The 1,543-nt window shown below is 72.0% G+C and carries 1 protein-coding gene; it reads right to left on the bottom strand.

Features of this window, described 5'->3' with window-relative positions; genetic code table 11:
* Positions 1-1,533 (bottom strand): PP2C family protein-serine/threonine phosphatase (locus tag AOK24_RS42825; protein ID WP_276206897.1); only part of this gene is annotated, 1,533 nt, incomplete at its 3' end.
* Between the last annotated feature and the right edge of the window lie 10 nt (positions 1,534-1,543).

The following is a 1,543-nucleotide window of genomic DNA, read 5'->3' as shown; positions in this document are numbered from 1 at the left end:
CGCGATGGGGTCGTACACGGCGTACAGGCAGGTCGCGAGGTAGTCGCCGCCGAGCCGCTGCGCGAGGTCGTCGAAGTTGCGCAGCAGTTGCGCGGGCGGCAGGTCGAGGCCGGCCATGGTCTGGATCGCGGTCCGCAACTGGCCCATCTTCGCGGCGGAGTTGAGCCCGTGGCCCATGACGTCGCCGACGACGAACGCGGTACGCGCGCCGGGCAGTTTGACCGCGTCGAACCAGTCGCCGCCGATGCGGCCCAGCTGGGTGCCCGGCAGGTAGCGGGTGGCGATGTCGCAGCCGGCCATGCGCGCGGGGATGTGCGGCAGCATGCTGTCCTGGAGGGTCTCGGCGACGGCCTCCTGGAACGTGTACATGCGCGCGTTGTCGAGCACGAGCCCCGCGCGGGCGGCGAGTTCGGCGCCGGTGACGCGGTCCATGTCGTTGAACTCGGTGCGCTCGGGGTGCCGCAGCAGGATCATGAACCCGAGGACGACGTTGCGCGCCTTGAGCGGCACGACGAGCATCGACCGGCCGGTGATGAGGGGCCGGATGTCGCGCTTGTCGAACTGCGAGGCGATCGCGTGCCCCATCTGCTCATCGATGCGCGGCACGAGCACGGGTTCGCCGGTGGTCATGCACTGGAAGAACGGCGTGTGCGCGGGGAACGGCATCGCCTCGCCGACGGGGACGACGTCGTCCCAGCGCCCGGGTTCGTCGGTGTGTTCGAGGGCGACGCGGTGCCACATCGTGCGTGTGTCGGGCACCCCTTCGTCGAACTCCTCGCCGGCGACGACCTGTTCGCGCAGATAGGTCCCGGCGACGTCGGTGAAGCGCGGGACGACGGCCCGGCTGACCTCGACGATCGTGCGCGCGAGGTCCAGCGACGTACCGATCTTCCCGCTGACCTCGTTGAGGAACTCCAGGCGCTCGCGTACGGCGACGTACTCCAGGTCCTCGCCGTCCTCGCCGTCGTCGGCGAGTTCGGCCGGCACCGGCAGGCCCTGCGCGAGCGCGCGGGCGGCGCGTTCGCGGCGGACCTTGCGCTCGGCGCGCCGGGAGACGCCCCAGTCGGGGGTGACGGGGACCTTCTCGTTCTGGCTGAACTCCAGGATGGGGTAGCCGAGTTCGAGGACCTGGGCGACGATGCGGGCGCCCTCGCCGACGCTCATGCTGGGCAGGATCTCGGGGAGCCGGCGCGCGAGGTCGTCGGCGCCGGGGAACTCGGTGTGGCGGGCGAACGCCGGGGAGATCCGCTCGACGCTCACGCCGCCGTCGTCGCCGTTCTCGCCGTCCTCAGGGGCTGCCTCCTCGCGCAGTCCGGCCGCGTCGGCGGCGAGCACCAGGAGCCGTTCGGCGCCGGAGCCGTACAGCGGGTACGCCCACCACAGGACGTCCGCGCGGGCGCCGTCGGGGCGGCTGATCCAGGCCCGCCCGGAGGACGGGTAGCCGAGTCCCGCGTCGAGCGGCGTGCCGTGGCCGTCGTACTCGGCGAGGACGTCGTACGGGGCGGGTTCGGGGGTGTCCTCGGGATGGCTCATATACACATCT

It is taken from the genome of Streptomyces niveiscabiei, assembly GCF_001419795.1.
GTDB lineage: Bacteria > Actinomycetota > Actinomycetes > Streptomycetales > Streptomycetaceae > Streptomyces > Streptomyces niveiscabiei.
This window is presented reverse-complemented; position numbering and strand designations above follow the sequence as displayed.